Consider the following 15180-nt stretch of genomic DNA (forward strand, 5'->3'; position numbering starts at 1 on the left):
GATATCCATGTTTCCGGTCATTTCGCTTTTCTTCTCAAATGAAGGGACATCAAGTCAGTTCTCGGTCATTTATAAGTTTCGCTTTTGGGCTGTTTGAACACTTCATCCTGCCACATTTGATACAGATAGATGATAAGCGCAAAACCGATCATCATAGCAACAATAGCTATTGTAGATATAGTCGATTCACTCGAAACAAGACCCACCCGTTGCCATACCGGGTAAACGATGTACATATATAACCCGTCCAAAAGTATATTGACAGTCAGATACATCCAAAAATTATTAAAAGTAAAGTGGAATACCCAGATAACTATAACTAAATATGCTCCATATACCCAAGGAATCGGCGCGACCTTATCCCACCCGAAAAGACTGGAATCTGCCTCGTTCCACCATCCGTAATGATAAGCCGCTTGATATGATAAGGTATGTATAATGGTCATAAATAGAGCGACCGGCATGTACCTGCGCACAGTATCCATTTTCAAAAAAAACAAGGACGCCCAAGGCAATATCAAGAGTGACCAGAGAATAATCTGTTTCATGTCATTACTACCCCCATTAGTTTTGTGTATAGTGTTACTTTCGGTTCATATATTTATTCGATTTAAACAAAAAAAGTAACAGAATTGCTTAAGCAACCCGATTGGGCATTTTTACGATTGGCTACTAAGCTTGATGCTCTACTGGTATATACTTTATGGTCAAATAGAAATTTGTGTATATACACCTCCCGCATTCTATGTTAGAAAGGCTTATCCAAATTCTCCTTTTGGATAGCTATTTATTGATTACCATCAAAGAAGAGCAGGTCATAAAGGCTTATCCCATTTTCTTGCACCTTTATAATGAAAAAGGCCTTTGGATGATAGAAGGCTTTGGCTTATAGGATGAAAAGAGGAGGATGCTTCCTGTTGATAGCTTACATCATGTCAAATCATACCCTAACAAAAAAGATTTTAGAAAAACTAAGTAAGCAGGAAGAAGTCATCAATCTTGTCCTAGAGCTTGGTCCGAAGGCGATTGTCCAGTTTAAAAAATACCATCCTTTGAAAGCTTCCATTTCCTATACGAGCCCTTGCCAAACCACAGCCATTCTAAAGACTTTTATCAATGTTAATCATTCAGAAGAATTAACCGAATTAACTGGTTGCTTTTTCTAGGTAGGGATATTAAGGTCAGGGAAGTGTCAGGAGAAGTCTTTAAAGAATTACAAGAGAGATTATGTTTATACTGCCCATAAGTAGAGTTTTTGGTTAGGCATTTTCGGGTAACTATAGAGAAAGACTAAGTAAAAAGGAGGAATGGTATGCAGGAAATGAATAAAATACTGTTAACAAAGGATGATATGACAAACCCAGCGGTCGTTCCTGAATGGGTCATACATGAGTACAATACCTTCCATCAGATTGTAACGAATGATACATTTCCCTGTTATTTTGGAATGAAAGCAGAGATGAAAGGGGAGCTTCGTTATGCCTATATCACTAAAGACGATTGGTCTAACCTACCCAATGCGGTAGAGGAATTTTTAATGCTTTTTGTAGAACCCCCATACGTCCGTCATGGTCTTTTTGTCTTTGTAGAACCTGAAGAAGAGAAGGATGACCTCGAACATTACCGTAAAAGGTTTTGGGACATTTTGCAATACTTGCATGAAAACGATAAACAGAAATGGCCAGACAACAAACCTAAAGATCCCGAACATTACTTATGGGACTTCCATTTTGGCGGGGAACCGATCTTTGTGTTTGGAAATGCTCCTGCATACAAACAACGAAAAACGCGTAACCTTGGAAACAGCCTTATTCTTGGTTTTCAGCCAAGAAAGATTTTTGAAGGACTTGAAGGAACACAAAAGGGTGGGATTATGTCTCGTGAAAAAGTGAGAAAACGAGTAGAAAAATGGGATAAGCTCCCTAAACATCCTGATATTTCTCACTTTGGAGACCCTGATCATAATGAATGGAAGCAATTCTTCATTGGAGATGATGCAGAACCGATACAGGGAGAATGTCCTTTTCATCATAAAGGGCAGTAATAGGAAAGCCTCGCACTTTGCAGAAGTGTGAGGCTTCTTCATATTCTGTGACTGAGAACTATTGAGTAAATGAGGTTTTTGATTGAAAGTTAACTTATGTTTAAGAATGAAATAATTTCTTCTGGAGAGTATGGATAGCACGTTCAATCTCTTCTAAATCATCGTTAGAAGCGTTTAGTATGCGTTTTAGAAAACGGTCTTCCATTGTGGCAAATGCCTGTTTCATTATAACTTCTCCCTCTTGAGTTAAATGAATATATTGTTTTCGTCGGTCTTTGCTAAAAGCTATGCTTAATGATGTTCACAATCAATGAGTTGATCTTTGTGTATTCCTTTCATACCCGCATATTGGTTCCCCCATTCACACATAGCATTCAATACCGGTACAAATGATCTCCCTAGGTCAGTTAAGCTATACTCAACCTTAGGAGGTACTTCTTTAAATATTTCTCTTCTTACAAGTCCATCCTTTTCCAACTGTTTTAACTGTTCAGTTAAGACTTTTTGTGTAATCCCCGGTATCAAATCATAAAACTCTTTTGTTCTGACTGATTTTTGACTTAGAAAATAGAGGATTAAACATTTCCACTTTCCGCCTGCGACGTTCATGAAAATATTAATTCCTGTATTATAGCTAACCATAGCTCTTCCCCCTATAGGCACAAAATTGTGGCTAACCCACTTTTTTGTGCGTTATTTTCTTATTTATTATCCTTAATTATAATTGAAGAGTGCAGAAATAAAAACATTTGGAGCTGATAAAATGAGTGTGAAAAGCATTGTAGAAACAAGACGTTCAGTTAGACAGTATGATTCAAGTTATAAAATAAGTTGGGAAGTACTTACATCATTAATTGAAAGTGCAACAAAATCCCCTAATGGAAACAATATTCAAGCTACTAGATACTTAATAATTGACGATCCGAGCTTAAAAGAGTTATTACTTCCTATTGCTTATAATCAACAACAAGTAGTAGATGCATCTCATTTAATCGTTATGTTGGGTGATTATCAAGCATTTGAAAGAGAAAATATTATAGAGATAAATGAAGAGGCATATCAAGCAGGATACTTAGATGAATCACTAAAAAACATATTAGTGAATAATGCGATCAATTATTATGAGAATCAATCTCGTGAAGAATTAAAGCTAGAATTAACTAGAGATGTTAGTCTTGCATCTATGTCATTGGTTTTATTAGCAAATGAAGCTGGTTTTGAAACAATTACGATGTCGGGATATGATTCGAAGAAATTAAAAGAAGCTTTAAATATTTCCGAAAGATATTTAGATGTCATGCTTATAGCAATTGGGAAAGGGACGGAAGAGGGGCATAGCACAGTAAGACATAAAGTCGAAAAGGTGATGTTCAAAAATAAAATGGATTAGTTATTTAATAGGATAGGTTAGTTAAAGGTAACGAATTAGTAGATCAGGATTTGAAGCCGAATTTTCTTCTGAATAATCTGAATCAAGATACAGTATATGGATAAGTGTAAAGGTCTGGATAGATTGACTTCCGAAAAGTTAAAGTTTTCTATTTTATCCACAGTCCTAGAACTGATCGTTGACTTGTTTGATTGTGATCCATTGAGGAAAAGTTGTTTTTACATCGCTCTAGATGAATCCTTGAACATCCAACTCTAATAAATGTTTAACCAATTCAGATGGAATCATTTTCACATCCGATGGGGCTGTCTCAAAAGCCCTGAATTACAAAAGCTGATGAGAAGTTTTTGATTTCTCACCAGCTTTTTGTTCCTGCGAGCGACGATCTACTGTCGCTCGCTTCTTCATGTTATACGCTAGGGCCAATAACCCAAGCTCTATTTTCACTTTTTTCATGCCTCGAAGGTGGAGTTTTCTAAAGCCAAGGATTTTTTGACATGACCAAATACGCTCTCCACTTCGATTTTTCTATTTAGGTAGAGCGTTCGTCCTTCTTTACTTGCTAGCTTTTTATTTTGTTTGGCTTTTAACTCTTCATAAACCGAATTGTAATGAATTTGGCGATTGCCTTTTGCTTTCGAAGTGAAAGGCGAGAGGGTTATTATCAAATGGTTATCGAAATTCCTCGTTATGAAGCCCATGCTCTTTGTTGTGCCACTAATTTGGCAGAATGCATAACTGACAGGGCCAAGGGCTTGTCGTGCCACGTCCCTACGGAGGTTGCCCCAAAAGAGCAAAAAGCAGAGGTTTTGGGGCCGTTATTCATACAAATGGTAAACCTGAAAGGTTGACAAAAAGCGAACCTTTTTTTATAATAAAAGCAACCGAACGGTAGGTTGTATGATAAGGGGTGATTTTATTTGAAAACAACGAATGCAGCAGGCCGGGTTCAGTTAGAGGCGATGAAATTATTTGCAATTCATGGTTTTGAAGGAACATCGATGGAGGCGATTGCGAAACAAGTAGGAATTCGCAAAGCAAGTTTGTATTCTCATTTCAAGGGAAAAGAAGCTTTGTTCATGTCGATTGTCCATGACTTAGTTGAAGATAACAAGCAAAGTTTGCAGCGACTGAGGAAGCAAGTGGCAGATCAATCTATTGAGCGGCAATTGCATACCTATTTTCGTTATTTAAGCGAATATCCGTTAGAAGAAAATAAACAGTTTGAGTTTCAATTTTTTCGACATATGCTGTTTTTTCCACCTACAGCTCTATATGAGGAATTAAGACTCAAACTGGAGGAGTACGAGTTACTGTTAAAAGATTCGCTGGCTTCGGTCATAAAATCAGGGATAGAAGACGAAGTTATTCGTACGGAGCCTGTTGAAGATCTGGTAACTGCTTTTCTTTGTGCAGCAGATGGTGTGATGATGCAAATCCATTATGTGTCAGATGAATCCTTCAAGCAGACTGCTGAGACGATGTGGCGAATGTTTTGGTTTGGAATTAGCGTGTAGTAATGGTTATGAATCTAGCATAAGTGGAAGAGGAGTGAAAGAAATGGAATCTCGCATTAGGATTCGAAATGAGTATGGAAAATTGGAAGAGGTGATCTTGGGAACCGCTGAAGAACTCTATATTCCTGATATGCATAATATTGAAACTGAATCAGCGAGTCCATGGTGGAAGCAGATGCTTACCCAATATCTTTACCCATTGCTAAAGGGGAAGAGAGCGCCGAAATGGTTAACAAGGAAGTTCCAGCAGGAATTGGCTGAATTAAAGCAGGTGTTATTACGTCATGGTGTTCATGTACATCATCCTGAAGCGATCAAGCCTCAGTCAAAGGAACCGCCAGGTCTAGGTCAGATGTTTGCTCGCGATCCTATTTTATGCGTAGATGATCGGCTGATTGCTGGACAACTTCAGATCGAGATGAGGCATAAAGAACTGCGAGGAATGGAAAAGCTGATTGAGATGTTCGATCTGGAGCAAGCTCGCATTGAGCGAATTGCTGCGGAAAGCGGACTTTATCTAGAAGGTGGCGATGTAATCGTGGATTTGCCATATGTATATGTAGGAATAGGCAAGTATGCAAGTAATCAAGAAGGGAGTAGATGGCTACAGGCCATACTTGGTGATCAGGCAGAAGTCATTCCGGTTCAGCTTACAAATGATGGTATTCTGCATCTTGATTGTTGTATGACTATCATTGGTGATAAACGAGGAATTATTCACCGTGAGTCCTTACAGCAACCGCTACCAGCACCGCTTCATACCTATGAATTTATTGAAGTGGATGATATCACCCGTACTCAGATGGGGACGAACGTTCTTGTGCTTGATCCGCAGACGATTATCATACAAAAGCGACATCAGGAGTTACAGAAGCGTTTGGAAGAATGGGGATATACAGTTGAACCTGTCGACTTTACTTGGCATGCTCGATTGGATGGGGCTTTTCGATGCGCGACTTGTCCGATTCAGAGGCAATGAAGCTGTGGGGATTGAGATGTCAGTTGGAACGGGAGGGTATGATGCAGCAAAAGCGAGTAGAACAACAGACATTAATCGTCAGTATATTAATTAATATATCACTCGGTGCATCTGCTTTTGGAGTATACGCTCAGACGGGAATACCGGCGGTCTTTTTAGACGCATACTTTTCATTGATCGTAGCCATCTCCAGCATAGTTGCGATCTTGATTTCTCGATATAGCGTAAGATCCAGTGAGGTTTATCCATACGGACGATTTGTATTAGAGCCGCTATATGCGGTATTCAAATCTCTGGTTACGATTAGTTTATTGCTAATTGCACTGAGCCAAAGTGCAGCTATCCTGTACACATACTGGCGAACAGGTGATGTAGATAAATTAAATGTTACCCCGGTTATTCCTTATATTATGCTAATGATTGTCTTGAGCTTTGGCTTATCAATATTTGCGCGTTATCAGAACCGAAAGATTGGGGAAGCAAGCACGATACTCGCGGCTGACTCACGTACTGCCTTTGTCGATGGTTTAATGGCTACGGGTGTGGCCACAGGTGTCGGATTGTTTCTGCTCGTTGATGAACGAGGGCCACTTTCGTTCGTGCTTTATATCGGTGATGCAATTATTAGTCTGATTTTGGTTATGTTTGCTTGGCTAACACCGGTTTCATTACTCAAAAATAGCTTTATTGAGCTTACTTCAGGGATCACACCTCGTGTGCAGTGGCGCGAACAAATACAGCCGATTGTTGAGCAGAATCTTCCAGATATTTGTTTATTAACTACATGTCAAGTTCGCAAGATTGGCATGTTTATCCATATATCTGTCATGCTTGAATTTACGGAACCGGTTGTCCCGATAGCAGCATTGCGAACTAGTAAACATAATATTGAGCAACTATTATCCATAAATTATCCTCATTACCAACTTGACTTTATTGTGTCTGGTGATTAACCTGATCGATCTTCAATTTTTACGAAGCCAAACACGTGTCAGCTTCAACAAAGCCGCTCTTAGGTAACGACTGATTTGTAAGGTTTTTCGCTTACTTATTGTCTCGAGTTAACTGAGAACATGTAGTCAATGAGTAATTAATGCGATAAACACTTGATTGTGGAACGCCCATACTCTCCTCACTTCAATGGTTAACGCGTGCCGATTCTTGTGCCGAGTTTAACTGATAAAATAGAATAAACTTTGAAAAGTGAGATTAGTAAAATGTTGTTATAACGGTTTCTTTGAGAACCTTTCATTAACTTTGACAATTAAAATTAATCAAGTTCGAACTGGAAGGTTCAAATTTGATAGGGTAGTGAATTAACACCTAAACAATTCAAGGATAGATATTGGGAGTTTGTACAATGTTAAATTTAACATTAATTTAACGCAATCCGATAAAATATTACAGTTTGGAACGTAATGGGCGGCATGATGTAAATTTATCGGTGAACACTGTATATCTCATTTTGAAATTGGAGTTGTCAATACTACTTATTCCAAACGTATTCTTTTTGCCACTTAAATCACCACGGAGAATGGTTCCATATATGATGGTAAAGCAGCAAGTTGAGGTTATTTTTGATAAATCTATTCTAAATAAGATATTTAATAATTGGATTTTAAGTTGAATAAAAGGCTGGGTTTGTCGAATTAACCAAGCCTTTTATTTACTTAAGGAAGAAAATGAAAAGGTTAACTTTTAATATTCGCCTTTAATGACAAAAAACGAGCCTCGAATGGTTCCAGCTAGTTTAGACCTCTGCCTAGCAAACTTAAACTTTCCTTCTAACTCCTTTGGTATCTCCATCCCCTCAGAGAGCTTAAAACCAACGGCCCGCTTCTTAGGGTCATCCACCGTATACATAACGTTGACCTCTAAACCATCTTCAAAAAAGACGAAAGCCCATTTGATATTTTCCACTTGAAAACGTGACGTTTCTAAAGGTTTAGCCGCAAACTCAATATCACGCTCTTCTTTCAAAATATGGTTCACATAATCTAGGGTCTCCTTACTTTCGCTAGCTGGTATAACTGTAAATTCATGCTTGTATTTGTTCATAAAGTAGCGGGCTTCATTAGCACGTAGACCAGCAAGCGCTTCTGTTACAGGTGAAGACTCTAAGCCAACTGTAGACACATGTTTAAAATCAACAATAAAGGACAATTTCCATCCCTCCCGTTATCTTTCTATTTCCTTACAATAGGAATCCACATTTCACCAAATATTAAGCCGTTACTTTGCCCCATCTCAACTGCTGTGTTTGGTCCGCCAACATAAGCAAAATCCTTTGCTTCTGGCAAGATTTGACCAAAGGCCATACTAGTAAGCATATTACTCAACGCATTAGCCGTTTCTGCTTCCCCTTTTACAACCAGGTATTTTCCCTTAGGAAACTGAATCACTCTGGATGCTTCTGGTAATGTTGTATCTGTCATGACGCCAGCATAATGCATCATCTTATGATTCACGGCTTCGTTCACGGCAAACATGTAGTCATTTGTGGCTATGGCTTTTAACGTATCAAGTCTTCCATCTTGTTTGATTGCACTCCAAAAGACTAACTTTTCCTTGTTTGTGCCAGCGTAGTCTGTATAATCGCTCTTAAGCTCAGTTCCAATACCTAAAACGGTAAAGCTTTCTTTTTCTTCTAGTGTATAATTTGCCATAGTCAAACCTCCCTTTATGAATAAGTTATCAAATGATTTATCTTTTCATTTGATGAGTTTATAATAGTCTTTAATCATGTCAAAAAATGATACTGTTTAGGAGACCCCGATGAAAAAAGTTGAACGGATTAATATCTTAATGCGATATATCAACAACCGATCCCGCTTTACCATTTCTGAGATCATGCAAGAATTTAATATCTCTCGTTCGACCGCTATTAGAGATATCAGAGAAATTGAAGCCATGGGGATGCCGCTTGTCGCTGAAGTTGGAAGGGATGGGGGCTATTTTGTCATGAACAATTCTGTCCTGCCTACCGTTCGCTTTACCGATAATGAGATTAAAGCTCTTTTTATTGCCTTTATGGCGACAAGAAATCAACAACTCCCTTATCTAAAGAGCCGTCAGTCTTTAGCTGAAAAATTACTAGAGCTCATATCAGAAAACCAGCAAGATGACCTTGTTCTATTAAATCAAATCTTGCTTTTTGAAGGGACAAATCCGAATAATCCCGACCTGCTTGAATTGTCAGATCTCCCACATCCTATGCTAGAAAGACTTATCCAAATTCTTCTTTTGGATAGCTATTTATTGATCACCATCAAAGAAGAGCAGGTCATAAAGTCTTATCCAATTTTTCTCTTGCACCTTTATAATGAAAAAGGCCTTTGGATGATAGAAGGCTTTGACTTAGAGGATGAAAAGAGGAAGATATTTCCTGTTGATAGTTTAAATAATGTCAAATCATACTCTACCAAAAAAAGATTAAGGAAGAAGAAAATTTTAGAAAAACTACGTAAGCAGGAAGAAGTCACCAACCTTACCCTTGAGCTTGGTCCGAAGGCGATTGCCCAGTTTAAAAAATACCATCCTTTGAAAGTCTCCATTTCTTATACGAGTCCTTACCAATCCACAGCGATTCTAAAGACTTTTATCAATGTTAATCATTCAGAAGAATTAACCGAAATAACGAATTGGCTGCTTTTTCTAGGTGGGGATATTAAGGTCAGAGAAGTGCCAGAAGAAGTCATTAAAGGGTTACAAGAGAGAATATGTTTATACTGCCCATAAATAGCGTTTTTGGATAGGGATTTTTGGGTAACTATACTAGTAAAAAGGAGAAATGGTATGCAGGAAACGAATAAAATACTGTTAACAAAGGATGATATGACAAACCCAGCGGTCGTTCCTGAATGGGTTATACATGAGTACAATACCTTCCATCAGATCGTAACGAATGATACATTTCCCTGTTATTTTGGAATGAAAGCAGAGAAGAAAGGGGAGCTCCGTTATGCCTATATCACTAAAGAGGATTGGTCTAACCTACCCAATGCGGTAGAGGAATTTTTAATGCTTTTTGTAGAACCCCCTTACGTCCGTCATGGCCTTTTTGTTTTTGTAGAACCTGAAGAAGAGAAGAATGACATCGACCTTTACCGTAAAAGGTTTTGGGAGATTTTGCAATACTTGCATGAAAACGATAAACAGAAATGGCCAGACAACAAACCTAAAGATCCCGAACATTACTTATGGGACTTCCATTTTGGCGGGGAACCGATCTTTGTGTTTGGAAATGCTCCTGCATACAAACAACGAAAAACGCGTAACCTTGGAAACAGCCTTATTCTTGGTTTTCAGCCAAGAAAGATTTTTGAAGGACTTGAAGGAACACAAAAGGGTGGGATTATGTCTCGTGAAAAAGTGAGAAAACGAGTAGAAAAATGGGATAAGCTCCCTAAACATCCTGATATTTCTCACTTTGGAGACCCTGATCATAATGAATGGAAGCAATTCTTCATTGGAGATGACGTAGAACCGATACAAGGAGAATGTCCTTTTCAATATAAAGGGCAGTAAAAGGAAAGCCTCGCACTTTGCAGAAGTGTGAGGTCTCGATCACATTGAACCTCTACTATGCTGAAGGTGAAGAAAGAGCACTGAAAAAGTACGATTTTCACTTTTTCAGTGCTCTCTAAGTAATGTGCGTAGCCGTTGCCCGATTTTGAAAGTCTTGATATGAGTGGTTTTTTTCATAGCAAGGCGCGCAATGAGTGGAGCCAGTACTCTTCTTTGAGTTACTAGAAAGGACTTTTTCAGTGGCTTCGGTGAAGACCTGCTGGCGTCTACGTAAGGTCAATTATTTTACCGCAGTACAGACCTTCATTTGTACAATATACGATGGATCATGTTAATGAAATGACGATCACCATTGGAAAAGCGGAAGATGAATCAGATATCAATGGATATGCCGTATATTGGTCAAATATCATAATGAGATTCGCTTTTTTAACTAGTTTCGCTAAAACAGGTTCTGAACATGGCGCTTACTATGCCAATTCAAGCTATTAATGCAAAAAGGATTCTTGTTGTAACCTATCATGATATCGGAGAATCTGAGGTGTTCATTTTTGTGGGTATAGAATAGTAATATGTGACATTATCGATTGTTGTGATTTTAATGGGGATACAAACTCATAGAGTAACTAATAAATGAAGAGAAGCAAATAGAAATTGTAAAAGCTCTGTATGATCTTAGTTAGATATGCAAGAGCTTTTCTATATCAACACCGACCTGCCTCGTTGGATAGCTAGTGTTTCATGAGCCATATTAGTCTTCTCTCAAAAGTCTATTGACACCAAATATTATTAAGATTATAGTAACCTTAATTAAAAATGTAAGCGAATTCAAGCGTTATACCTTATCAATGAACACGTGTTCACAACACCACTATCCTTCATTCATTATTATAAGATTATTTATTTTCGTTTAGATACCAGAAATAGCAGTAAAACGCCGTTGGAAAAGATGGATTTGGAATTACTAGAAAAATTTCATGAACTTACATGAAGAAAATGAGAGAGGAATGATACGATGAGTACAGGTGTATTAGGAACCAATATAGTGGCACAAATAGGGATTATCGTGAAGGATATTGAAAAAACGTCTCAAGCTTTTGCGGATTTCTTTGGAGTAGAAAAGCCGCCAGCAAATCCAACCGATCTATGGGATCAGGCACAAACAAACTATAAAGGGAATCCAACAGAAGCACGTGCAAAATTAGCGTTCTTTGATATGGGATCCTTACAGCTGGAATTGATTGAACCTGATGAGCATCCTAGTACATGGAGAGAACATTTAGATTCTCATGGGGAAGGGGTTCACCATATTGCCTTTGTCGTAAAAGATATGAAAGGTACTGTGGCTAAAATGGAATCGAGAAATATGCCTTTAGTACAAAAAGGAGAGTATACTGACGGTCGATATGCCTATATGGATACCTTTAACGATTTGAAAGTGATTCTTGAATTGTTAGAAAATGATAACTAAGGAGGAGAAGTTCTTGAAATTTTTCATTACAGGGGCCAATCGTGGTCTTGGTCTTTCATTAACGAAAATAAGCTTATTGAATGGTCATACAGTGTTTGCTGGAGTAAGAGGGCCAGAGGAAGCAAAAATAAAAGAATTACTCGAGCTGAAAGAAACCTATAACAAGAACTTGGAAGTGATTGATATTGATGTCCAAAAGGAGGATTCAGTTCTAGCAGCTTTAGGTCAATTAACAGAAAAAACGGATCATATTGATGTATTAATAAATAATGCAGCCATTTTAAATGAAAGAGGTAAGTCGATTGAAGAACTTGATATTGAAGCATGCACGCTTGCCTTTGATATTAATATTTTAGGACCTATTCGTGTCGTTAAGCATTTTCTTCCTTTACTGAAGAGAGGAGAAAATCAATCGATCCTTAATATTTCATCAGAAGCAGGTAGTTTAACGAATTCCTATAGCGGTGATTATCCATATGGGATTTCCAAGGCTGCACTAAATATGTTATCGGAAAAACTAAATTGTTATTTACACGATCAAGATATCCAAGTCTTATCGATTCATCCTGGTTGGATGAAAACGGATATGGGTGGTGAAAATGCTCTCCTTTATCCAATGGAGCCAGGAAAAGGAATCGTCGAGATAGCGGAGCGAAAAAAGGAAATAACGAGTCAGTATGTGTTTGTTGATTATAATGGTGACCCAATGAAAATATGAGAGGAGGTAGAAAGGGAATGGCTGTAACAATCACTGTTATTTTAGAGGATTACTATCATAAGGCAGAGAGTCGAACTGCAGGTCGATTCTCTGCTGCTATAACCACTCCTAAATCATTGAAGCTGGCTTAGGGAGACATCGGTTTAAAAACGGCCGATTACAATAAATGCAGTTAACACAAAGAAGACAATGTTTACGCCGATATCTCGATATTCCTTGCGTGCGACATGGAAAAGGGCGCCGAGAAGAACGACTGTGGCAAGTCCGGTTGCGGCAATGGGTGTCAATATGGGCGCGATATTCATCGCTTGAGGCAGAATAAGTCCGAATGCCCCTACCAATTCTGCGACCCCGATAAAGGCGACGAACGTTTTGGGAACGTCCTTCACCCATCCCCAAGACGCTTTGGCTTTTTCATACTGAAACGCCTTTAACCACCCTGAGTAGACAAACCCCAGCGCTGCAAGGCCTTGAACGATCCATAATGCGATATTCATAAATGGTGCCAACCTCCTTATTACTTATTTGCGTTCTCTAAGGTTATAATAGTCTAGTAATCGGGTTCAATGAAGTAGGCACTTTATTTAAACATAGTAAATAAAAAGTTACTTAAAGCATAGGGAAGAGGGGAGTTCAATGAAGGAGTATTGTAAATTTGAATCAGCGCTTCATATTTTGGTGGGGAAATGGAAGCCAGTCATTTTGCTACAACTGATTTCCAACGGCACAATGAGATTCAGCGAGCTTCAAAAAGCTATACCGGGAATAAACAAAAAAATGCTTACCCAACAGTTAAGGGAGCTTGAGTATAACGATATCGTACATCGAGAGGTTTATAACCAAATCCCTCCGAAAGTAGAGTATTCGATTTCCGAGTATGGCAAAGGTTTAAGCACGGTGCTTCAGGCATTGAACGATTGGGGAGTGGCTCATATGGAGCACATGGATACGCTGTACGGAGCAGATCGTCTAAGGAATGAATCCGATGAACTTAGCTGAACGCTAAGTTCATTTTTCTTCTATTTTTTCTAGCTGTAAAAAAGTATCTTCAATATGTTTAAGTACGATTTCAGCGTCTTCTTTTGAATGGTAATCATTTAGATCAATGGGTTCTCCAAAAACGACTGTTATTTTCTCTCTCTTAAAGAGTCCTTTTAAAGAGATAGGGCCATTGTAAACGGCTGGAACAATAGGAACCCCCGCACGTTTAGCAATGACAAAAGCTCCGCGTTTCAGACCTGCATTTTCTACTGATCTCGTTCCACTAGGGAATATCCCTACTACCTTTCCATTTTTTATTAGTTTTTGTGGGATTTTTAAAGTGCTTGGTCCTGGATTTTCTCTATCTACAGGAAATGCATGTAATGATGTGAAAAACCAATTCATGAATGTTGATTTAAAGAGCTCCTTTTTTGCCATGTAATACAAAGGAGTAGGCTTCATTGCGATACCTAAGGCAACCACATCGATCCAAGTTTTATGAGTACATACAACGACATAGCCATTATGTCGCTTTGGTAAATGCTTTCTATTAATAGTGCGAATACCTCCACCAAAGACAACTAGAAGTATTTTCATTATTCTTCTTCCAACCCTATACAATCTTCATACCCCTTTCAAGTAAGTACACATATGGAATTGTTATACATTCTACTATCTCATTTTTATATAAACTTTGTAAACTACTCTTGCAATTGGTGAATTCTTCCTTCTTTGCATCAGACTATTTAGTCCTCGTTTCAAGGGAAATTTAGAAATGGAAAATATGTAAAAAAGCAACGTTGTATTCGATAAACGTTGCTTTTCCATCTCTTTACTCAACCCACTCCACAATCTTATCCAAGGGCTTTCTCGTTTTTGGTCTTGGTTCTTTGGCGCGATAGCCGAATGCTACCATGACGGAAACAGCCAAGTGACCATCTTCTAGTAAATCTTCTTCAGCAAGGAGTGACTGTACTTGATTATAATCAAACCCTTCAATAGGACAAGAATCAATGCCTATTTGGGCGGCTGCGGTCATCATATTCGCTAATGCAATGTACGTTTGCTTGCTAGCCCAATCAAACATCGAACGTTCACTTTCCAATAAATGAAGATCATCCTCTTGAAAGCTTTTGTAACGAGTTTTCACTTTTTCAAAAAGGTCCTCTGGTATCTGTTTTACGTTTATCATTTGGTTCTTTACGTACTCGCTATCATATTTTGTATCTTTAATCGTTCTAGCGAGGATGATCACGAAATGGCTTGCGGTCGGGAGCTGCCCTTGTGCTCCCCATGTAATTGGACGTAGCTTTTCCCTTAATTTCTGTTTTTGAACAACAACAAATTTCCATGGCTCATACCCGACAGAGCTTGGAGATAGCCTTGCCGTTTCTAATATAAATTGGAAATCTTCATCAGAAATTTTCTTTGTTGGGTCAAATTCCTTCGTCGCATGTCTAAATTGAAAGGCACCTAGAATTTCTTGTTTTTTTGCATGTTGACTCATTTGTTATTCCCCCTCTTTTTATGTTAGAGCTCCATAGCAACGGAGT

General features: G+C 38.4%; 19 protein-coding genes and 3 pseudogenes. 12 read left to right on the forward strand and 10 right to left on the reverse strand.

Annotation, left to right across the window (positions count from 1 at the left end; translation table 11 throughout):
• Positions 1 to 65: 65 nt before the first annotated feature.
• Complete coding sequence (locus MW695_RS00280) at positions 66 to 548, reverse strand: hypothetical protein (RefSeq protein WP_247101455.1); 483 nt, start codon at positions 546 to 548, stop codon at positions 66 to 68.
• Positions 549 to 733: 185 nt separating this feature from the next.
• Here MW695_RS00280 and MW695_RS00285 point away from each other — a divergent pair.
• Positions 734 to 1246 (forward strand): annotated as a pseudogene (locus tag MW695_RS00285) (helix-turn-helix transcriptional regulator); the annotation flags it as partial.
• A gap of 66 nt (positions 1247 to 1312) precedes the next feature.
• On the forward strand, positions 1313 to 2044 hold the full coding sequence (locus MW695_RS00290; RefSeq protein ID WP_247101456.1) for a YqcI/YcgG family protein: 732 nt from the start codon (positions 1313 to 1315) through the stop codon (positions 2042 to 2044).
• Positions 2045 to 2144: 100 nt separating this feature from the next.
• On the opposite strand, the gene MW695_RS22610 is transcribed toward MW695_RS00290, so the two are convergent.
• Both MW695_RS22610 and MW695_RS00295 read right to left on the reverse strand, forming a co-directional pair.
• Complete coding sequence (locus tag MW695_RS22610; RefSeq protein ID WP_260505812.1) at positions 2145 to 2270, reverse strand: hypothetical protein; 126 nt, start codon at positions 2268 to 2270, stop codon at positions 2145 to 2147.
• 65 nt (positions 2271 to 2335) lie between these two features.
• Positions 2336 to 2686 carry a winged helix-turn-helix transcriptional regulator gene (locus tag MW695_RS00295; protein WP_247101457.1) on the reverse strand — a complete coding sequence of 117 codons (351 nt, stop codon included), beginning with the start codon at positions 2684 to 2686 and terminating at the stop codon, positions 2336 to 2338.
• Between the two features lie 82 nt (positions 2687 to 2768).
• Between MW695_RS00295 and MW695_RS00300 the strand changes: the two genes are divergently transcribed.
• On the forward strand, positions 2769 to 3434 hold the full coding sequence (locus MW695_RS00300; protein WP_247101458.1) for a nitroreductase family protein: 666 nt from the start codon (positions 2769 to 2771) through the stop codon (positions 3432 to 3434).
• A 345-nt stretch (positions 3435 to 3779) separates the two neighbouring features.
• Here MW695_RS00300 and MW695_RS00305 read toward each other — a convergent pair.
• Positions 3780 to 4084: pseudogene (locus MW695_RS00305) on the reverse strand (transposase); the annotation flags it as partial.
• Positions 4085 to 4354: 270 nt separating this feature from the next.
• Between MW695_RS00305 and MW695_RS00310 the strand changes: the two are divergent.
• From MW695_RS00310 to MW695_RS00320, 3 genes are read left to right on the forward strand one after another with little or no spacing between them, the layout of a single operon-like run.
• Positions 4355 to 4951: a TetR/AcrR family transcriptional regulator gene (locus tag MW695_RS00310; RefSeq protein WP_247101460.1), complete on the forward strand. Its 597-nt coding sequence runs from the start codon at positions 4355 to 4357 to the stop codon at positions 4949 to 4951.
• Between the two features lie 43 nt (positions 4952 to 4994).
• Complete coding sequence (locus tag MW695_RS00315; protein WP_247101463.1) at positions 4995 to 5930, forward strand: dimethylarginine dimethylaminohydrolase family protein; 936 nt, start codon at positions 4995 to 4997, stop codon at positions 5928 to 5930.
• Between the two features lie 41 nt (positions 5931 to 5971).
• Positions 5972 to 6883, forward strand: a complete 912-nt coding sequence (locus MW695_RS00320; protein WP_247101466.1) for a cation transporter — start codon at positions 5972 to 5974, stop codon at positions 6881 to 6883.
• Between the two features lie 12 nt (positions 6884 to 6895).
• Here MW695_RS00320 and MW695_RS00325 read toward each other — a convergent pair.
• From MW695_RS00325 to MW695_RS00335, 3 genes and pseudogenes are all read right to left on the reverse strand, one after another.
• Positions 6896 to 7054: pseudogene (locus tag MW695_RS00325) on the reverse strand (IS4 family transposase); the annotation flags it as partial.
• Positions 7055 to 7628: 574 nt separating this feature from the next.
• Positions 7629 to 8093 carry a phage tail protein gene (locus MW695_RS00330; protein ID WP_247101471.1) on the reverse strand — a complete coding sequence of 155 codons (465 nt, stop codon included), beginning with the start codon at positions 8091 to 8093 and terminating at the stop codon, positions 7629 to 7631.
• Between the two features lie 23 nt (positions 8094 to 8116).
• Complete coding sequence (locus tag MW695_RS00335) at positions 8117 to 8596, reverse strand: GyrI-like domain-containing protein (RefSeq protein WP_247101474.1); 480 nt, start codon at positions 8594 to 8596, stop codon at positions 8117 to 8119.
• Between the two features lie 109 nt (positions 8597 to 8705).
• Between MW695_RS00335 and MW695_RS00340 the strand changes: the two genes are divergently transcribed.
• The 5 genes from MW695_RS00340 to MW695_RS00360 all read left to right on the forward strand — a co-directional run bounded on the left by MW695_RS00340 (position 8706) and on the right by MW695_RS00360 (position 12646).
• The gene (locus MW695_RS00340; RefSeq protein ID WP_247101477.1) at positions 8706 to 9668 is read left to right on the forward strand and encodes a helix-turn-helix transcriptional regulator; all 963 of its coding nucleotides are present in this window, start codon (positions 8706 to 8708) and stop codon (positions 9666 to 9668) included.
• Between the two features lie 57 nt (positions 9669 to 9725).
• Entirely contained in the window at positions 9726 to 10457 is a 732-nt protein-coding gene (locus MW695_RS00345) for a YqcI/YcgG family protein (RefSeq protein WP_247101480.1), read from the forward strand.
• 321 nt (positions 10458 to 10778) lie between these two features.
• The gene (locus MW695_RS00350) at positions 10779 to 10949 is read left to right on the forward strand and encodes a hypothetical protein (protein WP_247101483.1); all 171 of its coding nucleotides are present in this window, start codon (positions 10779 to 10781) and stop codon (positions 10947 to 10949) included.
• Positions 10950 to 11472: 523 nt separating this feature from the next.
• Positions 11473 to 11928, forward strand: coding sequence for a VOC family protein (locus MW695_RS00355; RefSeq protein WP_247101486.1), 456 nt, complete (start codon positions 11473 to 11475; stop codon positions 11926 to 11928).
• 13 nt (positions 11929 to 11941) lie between these two features.
• Positions 11942 to 12646: an SDR family oxidoreductase gene (locus MW695_RS00360; protein WP_247101489.1), complete on the forward strand. Its 705-nt coding sequence runs from the start codon at positions 11942 to 11944 to the stop codon at positions 12644 to 12646.
• Positions 12647 to 12789: 143 nt separating this feature from the next.
• Here the strand turns inward: MW695_RS00360 and MW695_RS00365 are convergent, their stop codons facing one another.
• Positions 12790 to 13143, reverse strand: coding sequence for a DoxX family protein (locus MW695_RS00365; RefSeq protein WP_247101491.1), 354 nt, complete (start codon positions 13141 to 13143; stop codon positions 12790 to 12792).
• Between the two features lie 139 nt (positions 13144 to 13282).
• On the opposite strand from MW695_RS00365, the gene MW695_RS00370 reads away from it, so the two are divergent.
• The gene (locus MW695_RS00370; RefSeq protein WP_247101494.1) at positions 13283 to 13645 is read left to right on the forward strand and encodes a winged helix-turn-helix transcriptional regulator; all 363 of its coding nucleotides are present in this window, start codon (positions 13283 to 13285) and stop codon (positions 13643 to 13645) included.
• Positions 13646 to 13654: 9 nt separating this feature from the next.
• Here the strand turns inward: MW695_RS00370 and MW695_RS00375 are convergent, their stop codons facing one another.
• Positions 13655 to 14224, reverse strand: a complete 570-nt coding sequence (locus MW695_RS00375; RefSeq protein WP_247101497.1) for a lysophospholipid acyltransferase family protein — start codon at positions 14222 to 14224, stop codon at positions 13655 to 13657.
• Between the two features lie 235 nt (positions 14225 to 14459).
• Positions 14460 to 15134: an NAD(P)H-dependent oxidoreductase gene (locus MW695_RS00380; RefSeq protein WP_247101500.1), complete on the reverse strand. Its 675-nt coding sequence runs from the start codon at positions 15132 to 15134 to the stop codon at positions 14460 to 14462.
• Positions 15135 to 15180: the final 46 nt, after the last annotated feature.

Source organism: Halalkalibacter sp. APA_J-10(15), assembly GCF_023017105.1.
Classification (GTDB): domain Bacteria; phylum Bacillota; class Bacilli; order Bacillales; family Bacillaceae_D; genus Halalkalibacter.

Excerpts from the sequence above, each read along its gene's own strand:
- MW695_RS22610 (WP_260505812.1), bottom strand. The coding sequence starts at position 2,270 with ATGAAACAGGCATTTGCCACAATGGAAGACCGTTTTCTAAAACGCATA.
- MW695_RS00315 (WP_247101463.1), top strand. The coding sequence starts at position 4,995 with ATGGAATCTCGCATTAGGATTCGAAATGAGTATGGAAAATTGGAAGAG.
- MW695_RS00365 (WP_247101491.1), bottom strand. The coding sequence starts at position 13,143 with ATGAATATCGCATTATGGATCGTTCAAGGCCTTGCAGCGCTGGGGTTT.
- MW695_RS00345 (WP_247101480.1), top strand. The coding sequence starts at position 9,726 with ATGCAGGAAACGAATAAAATACTGTTAACAAAGGATGATATGACAAAC.
- MW695_RS00295 (WP_247101457.1), bottom strand. The coding sequence starts at position 2,686 with ATGGTTAGCTATAATACAGGAATTAATATTTTCATGAACGTCGCAGGC.
- MW695_RS00280 (WP_247101455.1), bottom strand. The coding sequence starts at position 548 with ATGAAACAGATTATTCTCTGGTCACTCTTGATATTGCCTTGGGCGTCC.
- MW695_RS00355 (WP_247101486.1), top strand. The coding sequence starts at position 11,473 with ATGAGTACAGGTGTATTAGGAACCAATATAGTGGCACAAATAGGGATT.
- MW695_RS00350 (WP_247101483.1), top strand. The coding sequence starts at position 10,779 with ATGGATCATGTTAATGAAATGACGATCACCATTGGAAAAGCGGAAGAT.
- MW695_RS00320 (WP_247101466.1), top strand. The coding sequence starts at position 5,972 with ATGCAGCAAAAGCGAGTAGAACAACAGACATTAATCGTCAGTATATTA.
- MW695_RS00370 (WP_247101494.1), top strand. The coding sequence starts at position 13,283 with ATGAAGGAGTATTGTAAATTTGAATCAGCGCTTCATATTTTGGTGGGG.
- MW695_RS00335 (WP_247101474.1), bottom strand. The coding sequence starts at position 8,596 with ATGGCAAATTATACACTAGAAGAAAAAGAAAGCTTTACCGTTTTAGGT.
- MW695_RS00380 (WP_247101500.1), bottom strand. The coding sequence starts at position 15,134 with ATGAGTCAACATGCAAAAAAACAAGAAATTCTAGGTGCCTTTCAATTT.
- MW695_RS00290 (WP_247101456.1), top strand. The coding sequence starts at position 1,313 with ATGCAGGAAATGAATAAAATACTGTTAACAAAGGATGATATGACAAAC.
- MW695_RS00375 (WP_247101497.1), bottom strand. The coding sequence starts at position 14,224 with ATGAAAATACTTCTAGTTGTCTTTGGTGGAGGTATTCGCACTATTAAT.
- MW695_RS00340 (WP_247101477.1), top strand. The coding sequence starts at position 8,706 with ATGAAAAAAGTTGAACGGATTAATATCTTAATGCGATATATCAACAAC.